The 20,928-nt window shown below is 39.5% G+C and carries 18 protein-coding genes; 17 read left to right on the top strand and 1 reads right to left on the bottom strand.

Going from position 1 to position 20,928, the window contains the following annotated elements; genetic code table 11:
* Positions 1 to 73: 73 nt before the first annotated feature.
* The 16 genes from H9564_RS02675 to H9564_RS02600 all read left to right on the top strand — a co-directional run bounded on the left by H9564_RS02675 (position 74) and on the right by H9564_RS02600 (position 17,101).
* The gene (locus tag H9564_RS02675) at positions 74 to 1,108 is read left to right on the top strand and encodes a PhoH family protein (RefSeq protein WP_191684007.1); all 1,035 of its coding nucleotides are present in this window, start codon (positions 74 to 76) and stop codon (positions 1,106 to 1,108) included.
* 3 nt (positions 1,109 to 1,111) lie between these two features.
* The gene (ybeY, locus tag H9564_RS02670; RefSeq protein WP_191684006.1) at positions 1,112 to 1,591 is read left to right on the top strand and encodes an rRNA maturation RNase YbeY; all 480 of its coding nucleotides are present in this window, start codon (positions 1,112 to 1,114) and stop codon (positions 1,589 to 1,591) included.
* On the top strand, positions 1,575 to 1,973 hold the full coding sequence (locus H9564_RS02665; protein WP_191684005.1) for a diacylglycerol kinase family protein: 399 nt from the start codon (positions 1,575 to 1,577) through the stop codon (positions 1,971 to 1,973). Before ybeY ends, H9564_RS02665 begins: the two co-directional genes overlap by 17 nt.
* 15 nt (positions 1,974 to 1,988) lie before the next feature.
* On the top strand, positions 1,989 to 2,894 hold the full coding sequence (gene era / locus H9564_RS02660) for a GTPase Era (protein WP_191684004.1): 906 nt from the start codon (positions 1,989 to 1,991) through the stop codon (positions 2,892 to 2,894).
* 18 nt (positions 2,895 to 2,912) lie between these two features.
* On the top strand, positions 2,913 to 3,683 hold the full coding sequence (recO, locus tag H9564_RS02655) for a DNA repair protein RecO (RefSeq protein WP_191684003.1): 771 nt from the start codon (positions 2,913 to 2,915) through the stop codon (positions 3,681 to 3,683).
* A gap of 286 nt (positions 3,684 to 3,969) precedes the next feature.
* Entirely contained in the window at positions 3,970 to 4,965 is a 996-nt protein-coding gene (gene glyQ / locus H9564_RS02650) for a glycine--tRNA ligase subunit alpha (protein WP_191684002.1), read from the top strand.
* A 1-nt stretch (position 4,966) separates the two neighbouring features.
* Entirely contained in the window at positions 4,967 to 7,042 is a 2,076-nt protein-coding gene (gene glyS, locus H9564_RS02645) for a glycine--tRNA ligase subunit beta (protein ID WP_191684001.1), read from the top strand.
* A 137-nt stretch (positions 7,043 to 7,179) separates the two neighbouring features.
* Positions 7,180 to 9,048, top strand: coding sequence for a DNA primase (gene dnaG / locus H9564_RS02640; protein WP_191684000.1), 1,869 nt, complete (start codon positions 7,180 to 7,182; stop codon positions 9,046 to 9,048).
* A 1-nt stretch (position 9,049) separates the two neighbouring features.
* On the top strand, positions 9,050 to 10,192 hold the full coding sequence (gene rpoD / locus H9564_RS02635; protein ID WP_191683999.1) for an RNA polymerase sigma factor RpoD: 1,143 nt from the start codon (positions 9,050 to 9,052) through the stop codon (positions 10,190 to 10,192).
* A gap of 264 nt (positions 10,193 to 10,456) precedes the next feature.
* Entirely contained in the window at positions 10,457 to 11,641 is a 1,185-nt protein-coding gene (locus H9564_RS02630; RefSeq protein WP_191683998.1) for an aminotransferase class I/II-fold pyridoxal phosphate-dependent enzyme, read from the top strand.
* A gap of 114 nt (positions 11,642 to 11,755) precedes the next feature.
* The gene (locus H9564_RS02625) at positions 11,756 to 12,463 is read left to right on the top strand and encodes a tRNA (adenine(22)-N(1))-methyltransferase (protein ID WP_191683997.1); all 708 of its coding nucleotides are present in this window, start codon (positions 11,756 to 11,758) and stop codon (positions 12,461 to 12,463) included.
* A complete protein-coding gene (locus H9564_RS02620) occupies positions 12,450 to 13,289 on the top strand; it encodes a Nif3-like dinuclear metal center hexameric protein (RefSeq protein WP_191683996.1) in 840 nt (279 codons plus the stop codon). The genes H9564_RS02625 and H9564_RS02620 overlap by 14 nt, the downstream gene beginning before the upstream one ends.
* A gap of 2 nt (positions 13,290 to 13,291) precedes the next feature.
* Entirely contained in the window at positions 13,292 to 14,539 is a 1,248-nt protein-coding gene (gene pepT / locus H9564_RS02615; RefSeq protein ID WP_191684013.1) for a peptidase T, read from the top strand.
* A gap of 180 nt (positions 14,540 to 14,719) precedes the next feature.
* Complete coding sequence (locus tag H9564_RS02610) at positions 14,720 to 15,634, top strand: metal ABC transporter solute-binding protein, Zn/Mn family (protein WP_191683995.1); 915 nt, start codon at positions 14,720 to 14,722, stop codon at positions 15,632 to 15,634.
* A 1-nt stretch (position 15,635) separates the two neighbouring features.
* Entirely contained in the window at positions 15,636 to 16,304 is a 669-nt protein-coding gene (locus H9564_RS02605) for a metal ABC transporter ATP-binding protein (protein ID WP_191683994.1), read from the top strand.
* Positions 16,304 to 17,101 (top strand): metal ABC transporter permease, encoded by a 798-nt coding sequence (locus H9564_RS02600; protein ID WP_191683993.1) that lies wholly within the window; start codon positions 16,304 to 16,306, stop codon positions 17,099 to 17,101. The genes H9564_RS02605 and H9564_RS02600 overlap by 1 nt, the downstream gene beginning before the upstream one ends.
* A gap of 57 nt (positions 17,102 to 17,158) precedes the next feature.
* Here H9564_RS02600 and H9564_RS02595 read toward each other — a convergent pair whose 3' ends face one another.
* On the bottom strand, positions 17,159 to 17,365 hold the full coding sequence (locus H9564_RS02595; protein WP_225209518.1) for a DUF2929 family protein: 207 nt from the start codon (positions 17,363 to 17,365) through the stop codon (positions 17,159 to 17,161).
* A gap of 118 nt (positions 17,366 to 17,483) precedes the next feature.
* Between H9564_RS02595 and dnaE the strand changes: the two genes are divergently transcribed.
* Positions 17,484 to 20,831 carry a DNA polymerase III subunit alpha gene (dnaE, locus tag H9564_RS02590; RefSeq protein ID WP_191684012.1) on the top strand — a complete coding sequence of 1,116 codons (3,348 nt, stop codon included), beginning with the start codon at positions 17,484 to 17,486 and terminating at the stop codon, positions 20,829 to 20,831.
* Positions 20,832 to 20,928 lie beyond the last annotated feature (97 nt).

Raw genomic sequence — 20,928 nt, 5'->3', positions numbered from 1 at the left:
CAACGAGAATAGAGTGGCTATGATATAATCGTATTCAGAATCTACTTATATTAAACTAGAGGAGAAATTTTAGTTGGTAGAAAAAAACGAAGAAATTGAACAAACATTTCAAATAACAAGTCCAGAATTAGAAGTTGCCTTACTTGGAGTTCAAGACAAGTTTGTTTCCTTGTATGAACAGGGAATGAACGTCACAATTAACCCATTTGGCGACAACCTTAAAATTAAGGGACTACCAGAAGACGTTAAGCTAACAGCGGATGTCCTTCACGCGTTAGTTAATTTAACTGAGCAGGGAATTCGGATTCATAGTACTGATATTGTCAGTGCAATGAAGATGGCTCATCGTGGAACATTAGATTATTTTGCTGATCTTTATAGTGAAACCATCATTCGTGATCGGCGGGGACGGTCCATTCGCGTTAAAAACTTTGGTCAACGTCAATATGTTAATGCCATTAAGCATAATGATATTACATTCGGGATTGGCCCTGCTGGTACTGGGAAGACATACTTAGCAGTGGCGATGGCTGTTGCAGCTTTGAAACGGGGCGAAGTGGAACGAATCATTTTAACTCGTCCTGCGGTTGAAGCGGGTGAAAGTCTTGGTTTCCTTCCTGGTGATCTTCAAGAGAAGATCGATCCTTATTTGCGGCCAATATATGATGCCTTAAATGATATCTTTGGAACTGATCATACGCAAAGGTTAATGGAACGAGGGGTTATCGAAATTGCCCCACTTGCTTATATGCGTGGGCGGACGTTGGATGGGGCTTTTGTTATTCTTGATGAAGCACAAAATACCACTAACGCGCAGATGAAGATGTTCCTGACCCGCCTTGGCTTTGGCTCAAAGATGGTAGTCAATGGGGATGTTTCACAAATTGACCTTCCCCATGGAACGCGAAGTGGGTTAATTAGTGCAGAACGGATCTTAAAAGATATTAAATCAATCAAATTTGTTCAGTTTACTGCTGAAGATGTTGTTCGGCACCCAGTTGTTGCACGGATTATTAATGCTTATGAAACAAACGCAACCAAGCGATTGATTAAACGCGATGAAGAAAAGGAAGCTGCGACAAAGAAGGCAGCTGAGAAAAAGGATTAGTTTATGGAACTAGAAATTTACGATCATACTAAAGAAAAAGTTAGTCCAGCACATCTTGATTTGATTAAGGAATTAATCGATTTTGCGGGGGAAAAGCTAGAATTGGCTGATAACACTGAGATATCTGTGACTTTAGTAAATAACCCTGAAATTCGAGAACTTAATTCTCAGTACCGGCACGTAGATCGGGCAACTGATGTCTTAAGTTTTGCTGCAGAAGAATCAGGTGATGAGACCCCGATTATTATGGATCCAGAACTAGCAACCGAATTGCCAGCAAACTTAGGTGATCTTTTTATCTCCGTTGATAAAGTTGCTGAGCAGGCAAAGTTCCTTGGACATTCATTTGAACGGGAACTTGGCTTTTTAGTTGTTCATGGCTTTCTTCATTTGAATGGCTATGACCATGAAAAACCGGAGGATGAGAAAAAGATGTTTTCACTACAACGGGAGATATTAGATCAGTATGGCCTCGAAAGATAGTCGACAAACCGAAAAAAATCACCACCTAATTCAAGCAATGAGACATGCACTTGAGGGAATCTTTGATGTTATTTCTCAAGAACGAAATATGCGCTACCATATTACAGTTGCTACAGTAGTGGTTATTTTAGGCTTTGCGTTACATGTCGATCGCTTAGAATGGTTATGGCTTCTCCTTGCAATCTTAGTTGTCTTTTCAGCAGAATTCTTAAATACTGTAACGGAGGCTGTAACTGACTTACTTGGAGAACACCACTATGACATTAACGTTAAGAAAGCAAAGGATGTTGCTGCAGGTGGAGTATTAATTACAGCAATTTTTGCAGTTCTAGTTGGTTTAATCATCTTTTTACCAAGAATAGTAAAATTGTTGGGATACTAGAAAGGAAGAAAAGTAATGGATAATCCAAATTATAAATCCGGCTTTGTTGCCTTAATTGGACGGCCAAATGTTGGTAAATCAACATTTTTAAACTATGTAGTTGGCCAAAAGGTTGCGATTATGAGTAATGTTGCTCAGACGACTCGGAACAAGATTCAGGGGATTTATACCACTGATCAGGCACAAATAGTATTTATTGATACACCAGGTGTCCACAAACCACAAACTAAATTAGGCGATTTTATGGAGAAGTCAACTCTTTCCGCGCTTGATGAGGTAGATGCTGTTTTATACCTTGTTTCTGCAACAGAGGATCGGGGACCCGGTGATGATTTTATTATCAATCGCTTAAAAAATGTTAAACAGCCAATCTTTTTGGTGATTAATAAGATTGATCAAATTAATCCAAATGACTTGCCTGAAATTACGGCTCAATACAAAGACGCCCTCCCATTTGCAGGGATTTACCCAATTTCTGCACTTCAGGGGAATAATGTTAACCCACTAATCAACAAGTTAATCGAAACATTGCCTAATGGACCACAATACTACCCAAGCGATCAAATTAGTGATCATCCTGAACGATTTGTAATTGCAGAAATGATTCGTGAAAAGGTTTTTGAATTAACTCGTCAAGAAGTTCCCCATTCAGTGGCGGTTGACGTAACTTCTGTAAAGCGGGAAGATGACAAGCATGTGCATATTTCTGCCAATATTATTGTTGAGCGTCCCGGACAAAAGGGAATTATTATTGGTAAAAAGGGGCAAATGCTAAAGAAGATCGGTACAAGGGCGCGTCTAGATATTGAGCATCTTCTTGGCGATAAAGTCTTTCTTCAATTATGGGTTAAAGTTGTTCCTGATTGGCGGGATAAGTCTGCAATGTTAAAGGACTACGGTTACCGGAACAAAGATTATTAGTTGAAGGGATGAACCCCAATGAGTCGGATTAATACTGATTTTCGGGGAATTATAATGTTTCGTCGCGATTATCGCGAGCGGGATCTCCTGGTAAAAATCTTAACTGATAAAATTGGCCCGGCAATGTTTTTTGTTAAAGGGGCTAAAAAACGGGGCTTTCGTTTAGCTGCAGATATTTTGCCATTTACCTATGGTGAATATATTGGATCATTGGCTAATGATGGGCTCAGCTTTATTAATGCGGCCAGTGATACAGCTCAATATCGGAATATTGCAACTGATATTAGTAAAAATGCATACTCTACGTATATTCTGGCTTTAGTTGATAGCGCATTTCAAGATGGTCAAGGAATTGGTGGCTGGTTTGAGCAGGTTGCTGCTGCTCTAAAACTAATTAACCAAGGACTTGATGAACAGGTAATCGCAAATGTCATTGAAACACAATTACTGATACGCTTTGGTGTTTCGCCAACGTGGGATCGGTGTGTTATTTGTGGGCGTGATGATATTCCCCTAGACTTTTCGGAACAGTCTGGAGGAATGCTTTGTCGAAATCATTGGCATCTTGATGAGCGACGAATGCACCTTGATCCACGGTCTGTTTATTATTTACAACGGTTTTCAACCTTAAACCTCCAAAAGCTTAACTCAATTAAAATTAATCCTTCTACTAAGCGTCGTATCCAGTTTGTATTAGATTCGTTGTATGATAATGAAGTTGGATTAAATTTAAAGAGTAAACGGTTTATCCGTCAAATGGGAAAATGGGAAGAGAAATTAAAAAAATAACAATTTGCCAATTGACATTTAGAAGATGTTTATCTATTATAAGTCACGTATAAAAATATATTTACAGCAATGACAAAGAAAAAGCTAATGATGATTAATGTGAAGCGACAAGGGGAGAGTGAAAGCCCTTGAATTAGTCTATTAGTGGGGCACTTTAGCAGCTGTACTAACTAAGCTGTTTTGTAGCAATACAAAAAAGCAGGGTGGAACCGCGAATTAATTCGTCCCTGTAGAAATTGGTCGTAGACTAGTTTCTACAGGGACTTTTTTGAAAGGAAGAGTCTATATGTCTGATAAGTTAAGTGTTCAAGATATTATATTTACACTTGAAAAGTACTGGGCAAAGCAAGGCTGCATGTTGATGCAAGCTTATGATAATGAAAAAGGTGCCGGAACAATGAGTCCTTACACCTTCTTGCGAGCAATTGGTCCAGAACCATGGAATGCTGCTTATGTCGAACCATCACGGCGGCCTGCCGATGGACGGTATGGTGAAAATCCTAATCGTCTATACCAACACCACCAATTCCAAGTGATTATGAAGCCATCCCCTGATAATATTCAGGAACTTTATTTAGGAAGTCTCCGTGAATTAGGAATTGACCCACTTGAACATGATATCCGTTTTGTTGAAGATAACTGGGAAAACCCTTCAATGGGATGTGCAGGTGTTGGTTGGGAAATTTGGCTTGATGGAATGGAAGTTACTCAATTTACTTACTTCCAAGTAGTTGGTGAATTACCAATGAACCCAGTAGCTGCCGAAGTTACTTATGGACTTGAACGGTTAGCTGAATATATTCAAAATGTTGATTCAGTTTATGATCTTGAATGGGCTGATGGTGTTCTTTATGGTGATATCTTTAAGGAACCTGAATATGAACACTCCAAATACGCATTTGAAGAAAGTAACCAAGACATGCTACTAAAAGAATTTAATAACTATGAAACTGAAGCAAAACGGTTAATTAAGCTTGGGTTAGTTCACCCAGCATATGATTATGTTCTAAAGTGTAGCCATACCTTTAACTTATTAGATGCTCGTGGTGCTGTTTCCGTTACTGAACGTGCTGGTTACCTTCACCGAATCCGGATTATGGCAAAGTCCATTGCTAAGGCCTTTGTTGAAGAACGACGGAAACGCGGCTTCCCACTAATTCATGATGAAAAGCTTCGGCAAAAGACATTAGATGAATACACAAAGAAAGCTGAAAAAGCTAAGCAACGGGCAGCTAAGCAAGCTACTAAAAAGGCAAAGAAAGCACAAAAGGGGGACAAGTAACATGGCTAACTCATACTTACTAGAAGTCGGCGTTGAAGAAATGCCTGCCCATGTTGTAACACCAAACATTAAGCAGTTACATGAACGGGTAGCAAAGTATCTTAAGGAACAACGGATTTCTTTTGATGAGATCCAAGAATTTGCGACCCCACGGCGGATGGCACTCTTAATCCACGGCTTAAGTGATAAGCAACCAGATATTGATGAATCTGTTAAGGGACCAGCTAAAAAGATTGCCCAAGATGCAGACGGTAACTGGACAAAGGCCGCAATTGGGTTTACTCGTGGTCAAGGAGCCTCAGTTGATGACATTGAGTTCAAAGAGGTAAAGGGTGTTGAATATGTTTTTGTTGAAAAGCATATTGCTGGTAAGCCTGTTGCCGAAGTGCTTAAGGGATTACCAGATGTGATCACCTCAATGACTTTCCCAACACTAATGAAGTGGGGCTACAATAATCTCCAATTTATTCGGCCAATTCGGTGGTTAGTTTCATTACTAGATGACCAAGTAGTGCCATTTAAGATTCTTGACATTGAGGCGGGACGGACTACTCGTGGTCACCGTTTCCTTGGTCATGAGGTTGAATTGAAACAAGCAACCGATTATGAAAAGGCATTGCATGATGATTTTGTCATTGCTGATCAAGCAAAGCGGAAACAACTGATTGAAGAGCAAATTGATAAGATCGTTTCTAGCAATGATTGGGTAATTGATAAGGATCCTGACCTGCTAGAAGAAGTTAATAATTTGGTTGAATGGCCAACCGCCTTTTCTGGTTCATTTGATAAGAAATACCTGGTCCTTCCAGATGCTGTTCTAATTACTTCCATGAAGGATAATCAACGGTTCTTCTATCTTCGTGATCATGAAGGAAACCTCCTACCAAACTTTATTGCTGTTCGTAATGGTAATACAGATTATCTGGAAAATGTGATTAAGGGTAACGAACGGGTCTTGGTTCCACGACTTGAAGATGCTAAGTTCTTCTATGAAGAAGACCAAAAGTTGAGCATTGCAGATTATGTTGAACGACTAAAGCGGGTTAGTTTCCATGACAAGATCAGCTCAATGTATGATAAGATGCAACGAGTTGCTGTGATTGCGGCAGTAATTGGAAAGCAATTAAACTTCAGTGAAGAAGAATTAGCTGATCTAGATCGTGCGGCTAATATCTATAAGTTTGATTTAACAACACAAATGGTTGGTGAATTTGCTGAATTGCAAGGGGTAATGGGTGAAATTTATGCTAAGCTCTTTGGTGAAAAGGCAGATGTTGCTCAAGCAATTCGTGAACACTACATGCCGGTTTCTGCAGAAGGAGCGTTACCAGAAAGTAAGATTGGGGCTGCCTTAGCAATTGCGGATAAGCTTGATAGTATTATGAGCTTCTTTGCTGTTGATATGATTCCAAGTGGTTCAAATGATCCGTATGCATTGCGGCGGCAAGCCTTCGGTATCGTGCGGATTATTGCTGATCGGAATTGGCACTTACCATTATTGGATATTCAACCAGAAATTATCAAAGCCTTTGCTGAAGCAAATCTTGATGTTGACATTGATATTGATAATAACGCAGATCAAGTTCGTGCCTTCTTTATGGATCGGATCCACCAGTTATTAAGTGGTCAGCACATGAAGCACGATGTGATTGATGCTGTTACTGATACTAACTCTAATGATATTGAAAATATCCTTGATGCCGCAAACTCAATTAAGGCTCATCATGATGATGAAAACTTTAAGGAAGTTATTGAAGCATTGACCCGGGTACTCCGGATTGCAAAGAAGGGGAAGAATGATTCTGCCACCAAGGTAGATCCTAGCCTGTTCCAAAATCCATCAGAACAAAAGTTATATGATGCAGTAAATGATTTGACCAGTAAAGCAGAGCAACGAACAGTTGACGAAAACTTTACAGCACTCCGTTCACTAGCACCAATTATTAATGAGTACTTTGATGAAAATATGATTATGGATAAGGACGAGAGTATTAAGAATAATCGTTTAACCCAGTTGGGAATTCTTGCTCAACAAGCATACTTAATTGGTAATTTGGATAAACTGATTGTTAAATAAGCCTTTTTAATTGTATTGTTGTTAACTTGTGGTATCATATATGTTAGTTAATTTTGGCTAAATAGTTATGGAGGTCGCATTCCGATGAGGTTGCGGCCTTTCGTAGCTGTCTTAGTATAAATGGGGGGTGTCAGCTAGTGGCAAGAATACCATCAGAGATCATCGATCGGATCCGGAATTCTGTAGATATTAGTGACGTGATTGGTCATTATGTTCAACTCCATCAGTCTGGTAAGGGATTTGTTGGTCTTTGTCCATTTCATGAGGAACGGACTCCTTCCTTTAATGTTAATATACAAAAGCAATTTTATTATTGCTTTGGTTGTGGTCGCGGTGGAAATGTATTCCAGTTTTTAATGGAATTGAAACATATTCCGTTTACTGAAGCTGTTGAGGAAGTGGCCCAATTAGCTAATATTGAGATGCCGTCTCAATATCTTGATAATAATAGTAAGGATAATAAGCAGAATAGTGATACCCCTAACGGTAAATTAATGATGATGCATGAAGAGGCCGCTAAATTGTACCACCATGTCCTTTTAAATACCCCAGCTGGAGCTCAGGCATTGAAGTACTTAAAAGGGCGGGGAATGACTGACGAGCTTATTAATGATTTTAATCTTGGCTTTGCGCCTGAGCAGCGAATTTTAAAGCCATTTTTAACCCAGAAAGTTAATGATTACCAGCTGTTAAGAAAATCGGGATTGTTTGTTGAAAATAATGAAGGAGAACTACATGATCGCTTTGTTGGCCGTGTAATGTACCCTCTTCGAAATCAATATGGTCGAGTAATTGGCTTTTCTGGTCGGGTAATTGGTAAAGTTCCGGAAGATACACCAAAGTATTTAAATAGTCCTGAAACACCCATTTTTAATAAGCGACGAACCCTCTTCAATTTTGACGTTGCTCGAAAAGAAGCACGACAGGCATCAAAGATTTACCTGTTTGAAGGATTTATGGATGTTATTTCTGCTTATGCTGCGGGCGTCAAAAATGGGGTTGCCTCAATGGGAACTAGTTTAACAGAGGAACAAGTAGCAGTTCTTGGTCGTGCAGTTAACCAAGTTGATATTTGTTATGATGGTGATTCAGCTGGGCAGAACGCGATTGATCGGGCAATCAGCCTTTTTCGTGATCACCAGCCGCAGGGGATGCAATTACGGGTCGTCCAATTGCCAGCTGGTGTTGATCCTGACGAATATGTTCAGCAAAATGGTGCTACAAAATTTAGTAAGTACCTAGTTGATCAGGAAGAAACAGTAGTTGACTTTTATTTGCGTTTCTACCGGATAAATAAGAACCTTAATAATCAGAACGAGTTGATTTCTTATTTGGATCAATCACTGAAACTACTTGCAACCCTGCCATCTTCATTAGAACAAGATATGTACCTTACAAAACTGGCAAAAGAGTTTGATCTTGATAAGGCGACGTTAAAAAGCCAGCTAGTGGAGATTAGCCATCGCTTAGGAATTAAAGGGCATTCTCCCTTGCGCTCTGCCACGGCTATACATGCTCAACCGATTGTTAGCCATACTGTTCAGCAGCAAAAAAAGATTAATCGGACTGAGTTAGCTGAGCAGCTATTATTAAGATACATGTTTCACGATCAAGAAGTATGGGACCATGTGACAGCAATAAATAATTTTCACTTTGCACATGAGCGCTATCAAACGTTATACTTATTAGCGGAGGGTTATTTTTCTGAACATGGTGAGTATTCGGCTGCAGGACTAATGGATTATCTAAAGGAAGATAGTATTCGTTCAACATTGGGTCAAATTGAACAATTAAATGTTGATGAGGTTGTAGATATGCAATTAATTGATGACTGTATTCAACTGATTCAAAAGCAAATTCCACTATCACAGAAGATTAAAGAATTACAGTCACAGATTAGGGAAGCAAGTTCACTAAACAATAATGAGTTAGCAACTCAACTAACAATGGAATTGATAAAACTGTTAAAAAAGCAACAAGAATTAAAAGCGGAGGAGACCAATTAATATGGCAAAAAGTAAAAAGAAAGAAATCATCATTTCAAATAGTGATAACTTCGATCAAAAAAAGTATGATACCGCTGTTGGTAAACTAATTCGTACTTATAAGAAGCGTAAGCACATTAAGTATAGCGATTTAACAGAACTTGTTGCAAAGCCATTCGAATTAAATGCCGATGGGATCGATAATCTACTTCAAAACGTCGAAGATTCAGGAATTAGTGTTGTTGATGAAAATGGTGATCCAGATCCTCGAGCATTAAAGGCAACCGAAAAACTATCCCAAAAGGCAATGAAGGATACTTCTGCACCAACTGGGGTTAAGATTAACGATCCTGTTCGGATGTACTTAAAGGAAATTGGTCGGGTTAATCTCTTGAGTGCTGACGAAGAAGTAGCCTTGGCATTACGAATTGAACAAGGAGACGAAGAAGCTAAGCAAGAACTTGCTGAAGCTAACTTGCGGTTAGTTGTTTCAATTGCTAAACGGTATGTTGGTCGGGGAATGCAATTCCTTGACTTAATTCAAGAAGGGAACATGGGTCTGATGAAGGCCGTTGAAAAGTTTGATTACCGGCGTGGATTCAAATTCTCAACCTATGCTACTTGGTGGATCCGTCAGGCGATTACTCGGGCAATTGCTGACCAAGCTCGGACAATTCGGATTCCAGTCCACATGGTAGAAACAATTAATAAATTGATTCGGATCCAACGGCAGTTGCTCCAGGATCTAGGTCGTGAACCATTACCAGAAGAAATTGGTGCCGAGATGGACATGCCAACTGAAAAGGTAAGAAACATCCTTAAGATTGCTCAAGAACCAGTTTCTCTTGAAACGCCAATTGGTGAAGAGGATGATTCACACTTAGGTGATTTCATTGAAGACCAGGATGCAACTAGTCCAGCTGATCATGCTGCTTATGAAATGATGAAGAAGCAACTAGAAAACGTTCTTGATACGTTAACGGATCGGGAAGAAAATGTATTACGTCTTCGCTTTGGCCTTGATGATGGTCGGACCAGAACATTGGAGGAAGTCGGGAAAGTCTTTGGAGTTACCCGTGAACGGATCCGGCAAATTGAAGCAAAGGCATTGCGGAAGTTACGCCACCCATCACGGTCTAAGCAATTAAAGGATTTCTTGGAATAATTATGTGAAAGAGACTCAGACTTGGGTCTCTTTTTAGTTTAAACGAAAAATATGGTGGTTATGTTTGAATTTATTTTAGAGTTACCTTATTTTATTAATTATTTTTAAATAAATACTTATTAAATTAAATAATTATAAGAAAATGATTAAAGAAATCTTGACTTAAGGGTAGTAAACAAAGTAAACTTAAATTGTTTAAGTTTTAAATGATTTTACTTAATTTTCTTTATAATGTGTGTTTTTTAACAAGGAGGAACCGTCGTTATGCCAGAATTAGCTAAAGACCTGACAGGTACTATTAATCATAAATTAGCAGCCACTTCCCCTTCAGGGATTCGTGCGTTTGACCGCTCAGTTTCTAAGATTCCTGGGATTATTAAATTGACCCTTGGAGAACCAGATATGAATACTCCGGAACACGTTAAGCAGGCAGCAATTAAGAGTATTCAAGATAATGATTCTCATTATGCACCACAAATGGGTAAACCGGAATTATTGAAAGCAATTTCTGGCTATATCAAGCGAACCCGTGGTGTTGATTATGATCCAGAAAATGAAGTTGTGGTAACGGTTGGTGCGACTGAAGCATTAGCAGCAACCCTGTTTTCCTTATTGAATACTGGTGACAAGGTAATCATTCCAACACCAGTGTTTGCACTCTACTTCCCCTTAGTAGCAATGGCTGGTGCAACGCCAATTCAGGTTGATACATCTGCTGATGGCTTTGTTTTAACTCCAGAAAAGCTTGAAGAAATATTGCAAAAGGAAGGCCACGGTGCACGAGCAGTTCTCTTGAACTACCCAAGTAATCCAACTGGTCGTGAATATCCGGAAGAAACTTTGAAGGGGTTAGCAAAAGTAATCGAAAAACACCACTTATACGCAATTGCTGATGAGATTTATAGTGACCTTGTTTATGGGGTTGATCACTACTCATTGGCTTCAATTATCCCTAACCGAACGATCTTTATTTCTGGATTATCAAAGTCTCATGCAATGACCGGTTATCGGTTAGGCTATGTGGCTGGTCCGCAAGAGATTATTGCAAGTATTGGTAAAATGCACGCCTTCCTTGTAACCACCGTTACGGATAATGTTCAGGCAGCAGCTGTCGAAGCATTGAATAATGGTCAAGATGATCCGGTTGAATTCCGCAAGATTTACGAAAAGCGTCGTGATTTTGTAACTGCTGGTTTACGTGATCTTGGTTTTGAAATGTCAACGCCAGAAGGAGCATTTTACATCTTTGCAAAGATTCCGGAAGCATTTGGCAAGGATGACGTTAAATTTGCTACTGAATTAGCCCATCAAGCTAAGGTTGGTGTAACTCCGGGAAGTGCTTTTGGTGCTGGTGGTGAAGGCTATGTTCGTCTTTCATACGCATCTTCAGATGAGGATCTTCATGAGGCACTTAACCGGATTGGTAAATTTGTAAAAGAACTAAATTAGAAAAGATGGAGGGAGAGCAATGAAGTCGGGATTGACTTTGTTGTTAACCTCCTCTTTTTTTAAACATTTGCTATACTTAATGTATAAAGAAATGTTGAGAGGAAATGGTAGAGAGTGGATGCGCAAAACTTATCCCAACGCTTAGAAACTGTAGCTGAATTTGTCCCCAAAGGAGCGCGAGTAGCGGATATTGGATCTGATCATGGTTACTTACCAGCGGCATTAGCCTTGCAGAAACGAATTACTTATGCGGTTGCAGGTGAAGTTGTAAAGGGCCCCTACGAAAATGCTGTACATGAGATTCAAAAATTAAAATTGGCTAATATTATTCAATCACGACTAGCAGATGGCTTAGCTGCAATTGAAGATGCCGATCGGATCGATACAATTACGATTGCGGGAATGGGGGGAGCATTAATTACCCAAATTCTTGATGCCCACCCCGAAAAATTGACTGGTGTGTCCCGTTTGATATTACAGCCGAACGTTGGTGAGGCTCGATTAAGAACGTGGCTGATGGACCACCAATTCCAAATTATGGCTGAAAAAATGATTGCTGAAGATGACCACATTTATGAAGTGATTGTTGCTGAACCATCAATTGTTCCTTTTCGTTATAGTAAGTACGAACTGACTTTTGGGCCGTTTTTACTTGAGGCACATTCTCCCGTGTTTGATGAGAAATGGCATGGTGAACTACAGCGACAGAAAATGGTGCTTCAACAAATGAGCCATGCAAGTCAACCACCGGTTAAGAAGATTCACCAACAGGAGGAATACATAGCTTTAATAGAGGAGGCGTTAAATAATGACGACAGGTAATGAATTGATTCACCGCTTTGAACAATTTGCTAGTCCAAAATTGGCAGAAAGTTGGGATAATCCGGGACTCCAATTAGGGAATCCTGATAAACCGATTGAGCGGTTGATGACAACGCTGGATGTCCGTCCAGAAGTTGTGCAGGAAGCAATTGAACAGGATGTGGATTTTATCTTTGCCCACCATCCAGTTATGTTTCATCCGGCAAAGAATCTTGACACTCGGATCTTACAAAATGAAATGTATGCCCAGTTACTTAGTCATGGAATCACAGTTTATGCTGCCCATACTAATTTAGATACAGCAAATGGGGGAATGAATGATTGGTTGGCTAGTCAATTACGGTTAACTAATACGGAACGTCTGATTGAGGCTGGTCTTGACCCAGTATCACAAAAAGAAGTTGGGATGGGCCGGATTGGAACGTTAAATGGTTCGATGAATGCTAAAGAATTTGCTCAATACTGTATGCGGATCTTCGGCATTAAGGGCCTTCGTTGGCTTGCTGCTCCATCAGATATGGACAAACCAATTCATCGAGTAGCGGTCCTTGGTGGGGCTGGTCAAGACTTCTGGCAAGCAGCTGTTGATAAGGGAGCAGATGCGTACGTCACCGGTGATGTCACTTATCACTTTGCACATGATATGGTTGCTAACCATTTAACTGTAATTGATCCTGGACACCATATTGAGGCAATTTGTGAACAACGATTAGCTGAGCTATTTGAACAATGGAAGAAAGAAAATAACTGGGATTTTGAGATTATTCAAAACCAGCTAAATACCGATCCATTTAATTTTATGTTGAATAATGAAGGGAAGAATTAATGATGACAGAAGAAAAATATGAAGGCTTATTACCTCGCTTTTTAAAGTACGTAAAGACAGAAACGCGCTCTAACCCTGATTCAGACACTATTCCGTCTGATCCCAAGGAAACAGCGTTCTTGAATGAATTAGCGGCTGAGCTAAAGGAATTAGGGTTAAGCGATGTTCATATTAACCCTCAATCCTCCTATCTATTTGCCACTATCCCAAGTAATTTGGATTATGAAGTGCCAACAATTGGTTATATTTCACATGTGGATACGGCAGACTTTAATGCACATAACGTTAACCCACAGATTGTTGAAGATTATGATGGTAAAAGTGATATCCAATTAGATGAAGACGGTAAATATGTATTATCAACCACGGAATTCCCTAACCTAAAGAATTACCAAGGAGATACGTTAATTACCACTGATGGTTCAACACTGCTGGGTGCTGACGATAAGTCAGGAGTAGCCGAAATTATGACAATGGCTGCATATTACATGAAACATCCGGAGATTAAGCATGGTGAAATCAAGATTGGTTTAGGCCCAGATGAAGAAATTGGTACCGGTGCTGATCACTTTGACGTTGACGACTTTGGTGCTGACTTTGCCTATACCGTTGATGGTGGCCCATTGGGTGAACTAGAATACGAAACCTTTAACGCTGCTCAAGCAGAAATAGAAATTTCCGGAAAGGATGTTCATACTGGGGTAGCTAAGGGAACCATGGTTAACGCTATCCAGGTTGCTATTGATCTCCATAACAGTTTACCAGTCCATGAGCGTGCTGAACGGACTGAAGGTCGGGAAGGGTTCTTTCACTTGTATAAATTTGATGGAACTGTCGACCATGTGCGGATGGTTTACCTTATTCGTGATCATGATCGGGAAACTTTTGAAGAACGAAAGCACCTGCTTGAACGGATTGTCAACGGTCTTAATAATGAGTTAGGTAGTAAACGGATCAACATGAACCTTTATGATCAATACTATAACCTTAAAGATGCGCTTAAAGGAAAGATGGAATCGGTTGAAATTGCTAAAAAGGCAATGGAAGATTTGAATATTAAGCCAGTAATTTACCCGGTTCGTGGTGGAACTGATGGTTCAACAATTTCTTATAAGGGATTGCCAACACCAAACCTGTTTGCTGGTGGCGAAAACATGCACAGTAGATTTGAGTACGTTTCCCTACAGACGATGGAAAAGGCATTGGATGTTCTTCTTAAGATTAATGAATTAAATAGTCAGAATAATTAATAATTATTTATTAAAGGAACTTGGCGGAAGTTATGTTTGTTTTCTGTAAAGTTCCTTTTTGTTTTGACTGATGTAAATACTTTAGAGATCATCATTGAGTTTAAACTTGCATTCAAATGAATAGTTTGGTAAGATAGCAACTGTTCTTAATGATAATGATTACTATTAAAGGAGAAGAGAATGAAAAAATACTTCATTGGTATGAGTGGCCTTGTTAGTTTATTACTTGTGATTTTAGCGTTGTCATTTATTCCCTTTAAAACGCTTAATACTGATAAAAAGCCAATTCGGGTAATTACTGGTTTAAACTTCTACGGAGAGGTTGCTCAGCAGGTTGCTGGAAAGTACGGGAAAGTAACGTCATTAATTGATAATGCATCGGTTGATCCTCATGATTATCAGCCAGGAACTGCGCAGGCAAAACAGGTTGGGGATGCAAATGTCGTTATTGAAAATGGCCTGGGTTATGATGAATGGTTAAATAAAATCGCTCATTCGGATAACCAGAATCACGCACAGAAAGTGGTAAATGTTGGTCGTTTAATGGGCAAACAAACCGGGCAGAATGAGCACTTGTGGTATGAACCATCAACGATGAAAAGACTAGCACAGGACTTAGCTGTCCAATACGGAAAGTTGGATTCAAATCACCAAAGCTATTACCAAAAGAATGAGCAAAAATACATTGACTCATTAAAACCATTGGAACAGGAAATTGCTAAAATTAAAGCAAACGTTAGCCCAGAAAATAATAGGGTTGCAGTCAGTGAACCGGTATTTGATTATGCATTAACGGCTTTAGGCTATCAAGTAGTGGATCAACACTTTGAAAAAGCCATTGAAGATGGTAATGATCCATCACCACAAGATATTCAACAACTGCAATCTGCAATTAAAAATCATGAAATTGCGTTTTTCGTTGAAAATTCCCAAACGAGTGATCACGTTGTTAATGGTTTGGTAAAGCTAGCACGTAAACATCATGTTCCAGTGTTAAAAGTAACGGAAACCAAGCCTAATAGTGCCAAGTCTTATCAAGAGTGGATGCTTTCACAATATCGGGCACTATCACGAATTCAGCAGGGAGAGAAGTAGAATGTCAATTGTCACAGTTAACGATTTAGCGGTTGCTTATGGTAACCATCAGGTAATTCATGATTTAAGTTTTAATATTAACCAGGGAGATTTTTTAGTAGTAATCGGCGAAAATGGGGTCGGAAAAACAACTCTTGTTCGGTCGATGCTGGGCTTTACTAAGCCACAAAAGGGTGAAATAATAATTAATCCGCAAACAAAAATCGGTTATGTTCCTCAATTCCGGAATATTGATCAGGAATACCCCCTTTCAATTCGCGATTTTATAGCATTGAATGTTCCTCATAGTTTTCTTCCTTGGCTAAAAAAGGATGAACGTCAACGGGTAAACAAGGTAATTAGCGAGACAAACTTACAAAAAATTGCTGACCGTCCCCTTGGCTTGGCCTCTGGTGGTGAGAAGCAGCGGGCTTACTTGGCTCAAGCCCTGCTTCCTAGTCCGGGACTGTTAATTTTGGATGAGTCAACTGCAAGTTTGGATAATGAGATGAAATATGAGCTATTAGATTTGGTTACTCGTTTTCAACAACAGGGACTTAGCGTGATGTTTGTAACCCATGACTGGGAACTAGCTCAACATTATGGAACTCGCTTTCTTCAGATGACCGGGGATGGGTACTTAACGGGGACGATCAATGAACTTCCCCAACCAGAAAAGGAGGTTAAGTAATGTTAGAACTAAGTTTTATGCGCCACGCCTTTATTGCCAGTACTTTTATTGCCATTGTTAGTGGCTTTGTTGGCGTCTTTGTTGTTGCAAGGAATCTTTCATTTCTGACTCATACACTATCTGAAATTGGCTTTGCTGGCGGTGCGTTTGCAGTCTTCATTGGCTGGCCGGTTCTTAATGGGATGATCCTCTTTACAATGCTTAGCTCAATTCTTGTTGGTCAAATGAGTATTAAAGAATCGCGTCGTGAAGCAGTTACTAGTGCTGTTTCGGCTCTTTTTATTGGCTTTGGAATCCTCTTTCTTTCTTTAAGCAGTAAAAACGCTAGCTCGGCAACTAATATTCTTTTTGGAAGCGTTGTGGGGATAAATTTAAGTGAAGTTTGGCAACTAATTTATTTATCAATCATTGTTATTTTGGTAATTTTTGCAACTTATCGGCAACTTAAATTTACTTCGTTTGATGCAATCGGAGCACGAGTGAGTGGACTTAATGCTACATTGTATTCCGTTATTTTTTTGGTTATTTTAGCATTAAGCGTGAGTGTTGCGGCTCAAATTGTTGGTTCACTCTTAATTTTTATCCTTTTAACTCTTCCGGCAGCTAGTGCAAAATACTTTACTCATGGGGTTGCTAAGATGATTGGGTTAGCAATTCTCTTTTCACTTTTAGGAACTTGGTTAGGGCTTTTCCTTGGTTATTTAACTAATTGGCCAGTCAGTTTCTTTATTGCAGTGATTGAAGTTATAATTTATTGCAGTGCTTTAATTAAACAAAAGATGAGCGGAGTTGAATAAAAAAAGAACCAGGAAATTGCTTTCCTGGTTCTTTTTTATTCTTTCTTTTTTTAAGAATTAGTTTCTTGATGGATCAGCTTTTCGTGTGATGAAGTATACACAGTTAGCAGCAACTAAGCCGAAGACAACGGCCAAAATACCGGTTAATAGGTAATCTGGTGTCATTGTTTCTAGTTGACTATCAATGTAAGCTAAGATCTCACCTAAGATGAGAGCAATAACACCACCACCGATGTTTGCTTCTAATAGTTTCACTCGGAACATCTCCTTATCCATCTCAATTAAAATAATTTTAACACTTACTAAATAATCCTGCTAGCCCTTCACAGCATAATTTAACAACATTTGCTATAATTTCTTAATGAAAGGGGGATGAATGAAGGTGAATTTTGCACCGCTTCAAGTAAAAAGTAGCTATTCACTGTTAAGGAGTCCAATTCGGATAAAGAAATTAGTTATGGCTGCTAAAGAACGTGGCTATTCAGCACTTGCGTTGACTGATAAAAATGTTTTATATGGTGCTGTTGATTTTTATAATGCTGCTAAAGAAGTTGGAATAAAACCAATTATTGGCTTGCAATTGACGATTACGTTAAATAACGTTGACGGGACTAACTTAGAATTAGTTTTTTTGGCTAAGAACAAGACTGGTTATAAGAACCTAATGGAACTTTCCACCCTTCAGCAGACAAGTAATCGTGAACAGTTGCCATTATCATTTGAGCAGATTAAATCATTTCTTTCCTCACTTTATGTTATTATTCCACCACAATCCACGGTGTTTAGTTGGCTAAAGGCTGATGACACAGTTATTCAGCTTTTACGTGATACGACAGATCAGGATAGCCTTCTTTTAGGAACTAATCCCCAATTAGATCAAATTCAACGGTCAACGTTAAGTCAATTAGCAATAAACCATTCCTTAGATCTTATAGGAGTGAGTCCCGTTGAATATTTGAATGCAGATGATTTGTTTGCCACTAAGGTTCTTCAAGCAATTGACGCGAATGTTCAGCTAGATAATGTGGAAACTAATGCAAGAAAGCTAGGCAACCACTACCTTCGTACACAGGCAGATGTTTTATCTGCTTATCAAAGAGTAAAACTTGACCAGGCAGCTGCGAAGACAGTAGAAATTGCAAAAAATTGTAATCTTGACTTTGAATTTAAACAACCAATTCTGCCACATTTTAGTACCCCTGAAGGACAATCAGCTGCTGAATACCTTCGACACTTATGCATTGAGGGATTGAAAAAACGGCGGATTGCTCCAGAATTGAAATTAAGTGATTACCAACAACGTCTGGCAAAGGAATTAAAAGTGATTCATGAGATGGGATTTGACGATTACTTCCTAATTGTTTGGGATGTTATGCGATTTGCCCACCGGGAAAAAATAACAACGGATCCGGGAAGGGGTTCAGCAGCAGGGTCTTTGGTAGCTTATGCCTTAGCAATTACCGATGTTGATCCCTTACAGTACCATCTGTTATTTGAACGTTTTCTTAATCCTGAGCGAGCACAGATGCCGGATATTGATTTGGATATTCCTGATAACCGACGTGGTGAAGTTCTTGAATATGTCCACCAAAAGTACGGGCATCAACGTGTTGCCCAGATTATCACTTTTGGTACCCTTGCGGCTAAGCAAGTTATTCGTGATGTGAGTCGGGTATTTGGCTTGAATCGCTATGCAGTTAATGAACTTGCTAGTGCCATTCCTCATGGCCTCCACGTCACATTAGCAGAGGGATTAAAAGAATCACAACGTTTGCAAAACCTGCTTAGTGATCATCCAGAATACCAATTATTGTATAAGGTCGCTCAAAAGTTAGAGGGCCTTCCCCGACATTATTCGATTCATGCTGCTGGGGTAGTATTATCCGAAAGCCCGCTTCATGAGATTGTTCCTCTCCAGGACGGGAGTGAGGGACTATTAATGACGCAATTCCCTAAGGATACGGTTGAAGCCTTGGGACTACTAAAGATGGACTTTCTGGGATTGCGAAACCTGTCGATTATGGATAATATCCTAAAATTAATTCGACAGCAGCAACCGGACTTTAATCTTTCTACGATTTCATTAAATGATCCCAAGACATTAGCCCTCTTTCAACGCGGCTTAACCGATGGCGTATTCCAATTTGAATCAGCGGGGATTAGGGAAGTGCTGATAAATCTTCACCCAGATGATTTTGAAGATATAGTTGCTGTTAACGCTCTTTACCGTCCAGGACCATTGGAAAATATTCCTCATTTTATTGCTCGTAAACGGGGAGAAGAAACATACCAATTACCAGATCCCTCGCTAGAACCTATTTTGGGATCAACATACGGGATCTTAGTTTATCAGGAACAAGTTATGCAACTGGCTTCAGCAATGGCTGGTTTTAGTTTGGGTGAAGCCGATCTGTTACGTCGTGCGATGAGTAAGAAAAAGCAGGCGACGATGGAAGGAATGCGTACTAAGTTCTTAAATGGTGCACAGGCTAATGGGTATACAGAAGATTTGGCGGAGCAGGTATTTAATTATATTGATCAGTTCGCTAATTATGGTTTTAATAAATCACATGCAGTTGCCTATTCAAAGATGGCTTTCCAGATGGCATATCTAAAAGCTAATTATCCGGGAGAGTTCTTTACCGCGTTAATGAACGCTGAGCCAAACGTTGATAAATTAAAGGCACACGTTCAAGATGCGCGTCAGTTTGGGGTTGAACTTGTCGGTCCACGCATCAACCAAAGTCAAACTAGTTTTTCACTCAATAACGGTCAATTATATTTTGGCTTAGCATCAGTTAAGGGACTGCGTCGAGACTTAATTCGAGAAATCATTCAAGAGCGCAAGCAAAACGGTCCGTATAAGGATATTCGAAACTTCATTTCTCGATTGGCTAGTAAGTGGCAGAAGAGTGAGCTAATTGAACCACTTATCTATGCCGGAGCGTTTGATGGATTAGGCTATAACCGTGCCGAGATGATTGACGCTTTGCCAATGTTAATCTCCGGAATTCAACTATTCGGAAGTACTGATGAACTTGAAAGTGATCCGGCATTACAATCAACCATTGCTTCCCGCCAAGAATATCCACTTACAGAACGCTTAGCAAAGGAAAATGAATATTTAGGGGTTTATCTTTCTGGACACCCTGTGGCCCAATATAAAGGACTAATGACGAGGTATAATATCCAGTCTGCTAGTCAACTCCGTCCTGGTCAAAATGTTATAGTTTTAATGCTAATTAATCATGTTAGAACGATTTATACGAAGAAGAATCATCGGCAAATGGCATTCTTATCAGGAACCGACCAAACCGGTGAAATTAAGGTAACGGTTTTTCCCCGTCAGTTTGATCGTTACCAAGAACTATTACAAAATAATCGCGTAGTAATGGTTAGTGGCTATGCAGAGCAACGTAAAGGACATGGCCTCCAAATTATTGCTGACCGAATTTGGGATGCAAAGCGGCTACGTCAACAACAACCGGCTACTCAGCAACGGTGGTTTTTGCGAATTTTACCCCAAAATAATACCGAACAAATTCATCAGCAACTTTATCAATTTATGGCAGCTCATCGAGGACCAATTCCAGTTATCATTTATTATCCGGAAAATGACCAAAAAAAGATTCTGCCCAAATTACGGTGGCTAAATTCAAAGAATGAGACATACCAGGGATTAATCAAAATCCTGGGAAAGGGAAACGTGGTCTTCCAAAAGCTATCTTGATATTTGTCAAAAATTAATACTTAATGAGATTTATTAAATGATAGCGTTTTCCCAATATCTTTTCGCAAAAAACTACAGACACAGATTTTGAAAAGTG

It is taken from the genome of Limosilactobacillus avistercoris (assembly GCF_014836425.1).
Lineage (GTDB): Bacteria > Bacillota > Bacilli > Lactobacillales > Lactobacillaceae > Limosilactobacillus > Limosilactobacillus agrestimuris.
The sequence above is the reverse complement of the archived record's forward strand: the minus strand, read 5'-3'. Positions and strand labels throughout refer to the sequence as shown.